5 protein-coding genes are annotated in these 3,170 nt (G+C 48.7%); 2 read left to right on the top strand and 3 right to left on the bottom strand.

The window, feature by feature from the left end; translation table 11 throughout:
- The 3 genes from AACS18_RS03730 to AACS18_RS23050 all read right to left on the bottom strand — a co-directional run.
- Positions 1-399 (bottom strand): catalase (locus AACS18_RS03730; protein ID WP_258228843.1); only part of this gene is annotated, 399 nt, incomplete at its 3' end.
- 496 nt (positions 400-895) lie between these two features.
- A complete protein-coding gene (locus AACS18_RS03725) occupies positions 896-1,264 on the bottom strand; it encodes a hypothetical protein (protein WP_108613734.1) in 369 nt (122 codons plus the stop codon).
- Between the two features lie 75 nt (positions 1,265-1,339).
- Positions 1,340-1,630 carry a hypothetical protein gene (locus AACS18_RS23050; protein ID WP_108613733.1) on the bottom strand — a complete coding sequence of 97 codons (291 nt, stop codon included), beginning with the start codon at positions 1,628-1,630 and terminating at the stop codon, positions 1,340-1,342.
- A 427-nt stretch (positions 1,631-2,057) separates the two neighbouring features.
- Here AACS18_RS23050 and AACS18_RS03720 point away from each other — a divergent pair, with 427 nt between their 5' ends.
- A complete protein-coding gene (locus tag AACS18_RS03720) occupies positions 2,058-2,483 on the top strand; it encodes a hypothetical protein (RefSeq protein WP_108613732.1) in 426 nt (141 codons plus the stop codon).
- Positions 2,484-2,578: 95 nt separating this feature from the next.
- Positions 2,579-2,974: a hypothetical protein gene (locus AACS18_RS03715; protein ID WP_108613731.1), complete on the top strand. Its 396-nt coding sequence runs from the start codon at positions 2,579-2,581 to the stop codon at positions 2,972-2,974.
- Positions 2,975-3,170: the final 196 nt, after the last annotated feature.

Here is a 3,170-nt window from a genome sequence, read left to right as displayed (position 1 = left end):
GCCTACCAAATCCCAGTTGCCCTGGTCGGTATAAAACTTGGTAGCAAAGCCCCGTGGATCCCGGAGGGTCTCTGGACTATGTTGGCCATGAATAACTGTGGAGAAGCGAACGAAAACAGGGGTTTTCTTGTTCACGGCTGAGAATAGGCTTGCAGAAGTGAGCTCTGGAATAGCATGGGTCACTTCAAACTCGCCATGGGCGCCAGTACCTCGGGCATGAACAACCCGCTCGGGGATCCGCTCCCTGGCAAAGCGCTGCAATTTTTGGATGAGATGCACATCTTGCAGCAAGACAGAACCATTCTCACCGGCCGTAGTAGAATGCTGATTATCACCTACGGGCGCACCGTTATCGCGGGTGAGGACATCAGCTTGAACGTGCAATGCAAGGCCCGACATGATAGCAATTGTCAATTTTGTCATTATTTTCATTTCTTCCCTTATTTTTTCTAGATTTATCCCTGCCTGCGTGCTCAATACTATGCCAGCCATGCATTCTAAAAAAACGATTAAATACGATTAAATCGTTCTGTTTTTACGATTAGGTTTGACTGTGACTGAAATGAGTGAGAAAGAAATAGGTCACCAACAAGGCTTTGCTGATTGATGGCCATATCTAACCTTGGTGTGAAAGCGACAATGCCGAGCGACTTGATGGCAATAACGGCCTATAGCCCTGCCCTCACATCGGCAAACTGTTTGGTGGTGAATGGGTAACCGTGAGCGACCCCGGCTATTTGCTGTGCGTAGACAAAAAATTAAGTATTGAGGCAATGGGGAATCAGCTCCCCTTCGATGTTGGAATACTCAAAGTTACACAACTCGAGTTTCTCGCTTATCACAGAAGCAAAGTATACCGGTCCACACCGACCTCGGAATAATGGGAAATAACCCCTCACCGCGGCATGTTTGCTACCAGCTTCCTCAGCTTTTTGACCACAACTTCATCTTTAGGCTGAGGAATCACTACGACTTTGGGTTTGGGTGGCTTGGGGAGCTTGGCCGGCTTCGGTGGCCCCATGGGCGCCCTGGTGATTTTTATCACCCGAACCATCAGCATGGTCATGGCTTGCCCATCGCTGATAATGCACTTCTCCCGCTTGAACTCTGAGGTAATCCTCGGGTGGGTAATTAGCTTGCGGAGAAGCCGTCCTGCAACTGGCATAGATACATTGAACTGGTCACACAACTGCAGGCTGGTGATGAACCGGTCTTGCTGCAGCGCCCAGGCTGCGACCTCTTCAAAGAGCTCTTCTGTTGACATCCTTGTCTCCCGAAAGCACTCAACTAAAGTTCCAATAGAATACCTGTATGTTATATAGCAGTTTTTCTCTCTTTCCTAATTGTCTGCCCGACCCCGCCATTCACTGACCATCTCGTCCGTTATCTCTTCCTTGTAGCAGATCGGTGCATAGCCACCTGCCCTGCTCCAGGCGCTGCGTTTGCCACAACGGCTGCCATTCCTGGCCAAGTTGTACGGGCACGGACAGTTCCCGGGATAGCTGTCGATGGACTCTTGGATAATCTGCTGCTTCACCTGCTCATCAACAAGCTTGGCGCCAGGCACTTGTTCCTTGGCACTGGCGGCAAATCCGATGCACAACAGAGCCAGTAACAGTATGCGTTTCACAACCTACCCTATCTAGTTCTCTTATGGATACCACTGGTTCTACCACATCGAGAATTAATAAATAACCCACTATTGATTAATTCCTGATTTGCATCAAAAACATGCCTGATATCACAGAGTTAGCGGATAAATCGCTCAACTTTACGAGATTCGATTGGTAAGCTATTCGACTGGTGCCCATGTCTCACACAGGGCCTTTCGATGGTGAACTTCAATACCGTCAGACAACTGGTCAAAAGCAGCAATCTGGGGGCTGTAACCTAGGGGCGGTAGCAAATCCAACACGTAGAGATCCCTCCCCCACAACTACAGCATCGGAACGACTCGGTGCTAACAACTGACAAGGATAGACGGGCTGATGATAGATGTTTGCCTGATACCCTTCATAGGCGCTCTGCCTATCTATTAAATTGAGAGTTTTATAACTATGCATTTCCACACCACGTGCGGTGAACTCTCACTCAAGCTCCTCCATGCCACCCCATCACAAAACTCATCACACGCAGACCTGCACGTTGAAGTATCAGCAACCGTGGGTGCCTATTCGGTACAAGGGGTAAAAGCATGGCTTGAGTGGCCTGAGATTGAGGCTTTTATATCAGATCTCACAGTCTTGGTTAGGGAGCTCAAAGGCGAGGCGAAACTCATTGCTATGTCACGGGAGGACTTCCAGCTTGAGATCTCAAACCTTGATAGACGGGGCCACTTTGGGCTCAATTTCACCGTAGGATCACAGTTTCTAGCAGGTAATGGTCATTTCAAATGTGGACTGCAAGCAGGCTTTGAAGTTGAACTAAGTGACCTTGAATTATCGCTTCAGTGGCTTGATGCCGTGATCAGCCCCGAGGTGTAGTGCTTGACTCAGGTATTGCAAGCCATGAATCAAGCCCTCCCCCACAACAACAGCATCAGATGGACTCGATGCAAACAACCGACAAGGAGAACCCAATGGGTGAATGGTCAGATTATTTTGAGGATTTTCCGGAAGAGAACCCGGCTAACTGGGTAAACGGAGAGTTCAACCCCCGCCTGGCCCAAGAAGTACGTAATCAAGAGGATCGGTTGAGAGCGACAACCAACAAGGCTCGCTCAGAAATCAACGCCGTTATCATGAAGACTTGGTTAGATGCCAAGGCCAAATCCTTTCTTCTAACTGAAGAATGTCCTCTGTGTGGACTGCCTGAACTGAACACCTACAAGATTAATGACACGTTCTGCCTCTGTGAGTGCCAGGACTGTGGAATCCACGGTAGAGGCGAAACGCATGCTCTAGCACTAAAGAACACCTTCGACGCTATCGGAGATGGGCTTGACTGGAGAGATAACACGATTCAGTTCGAATGATTAACCTGCGGTCATCCGAGAAAAGCTCCCATGCCTCAGACTGGCTCTTCAGACGGTGAACCTCAATACCGTCAGACAACTGGTAAAAAGCAGTAATCTGGAGACTGTAACCTAGGCGCGGTAGCTAATTTATTTAAAATCCACTTACCACTTACCACTTACCACTTACCACTTACCACTTACCACTTACCACTTA

The sequence above is a fragment of the Aeromonas sp. HMWF015 genome (assembly GCF_963878965.1).
Lineage (GTDB): Bacteria > Pseudomonadota > Gammaproteobacteria > Enterobacterales > Aeromonadaceae > Aeromonas > Aeromonas veronii.
The sequence above is the reverse complement of the archived record's forward strand: the minus strand, read 5'-3'. Positions and strand labels throughout refer to the sequence as shown.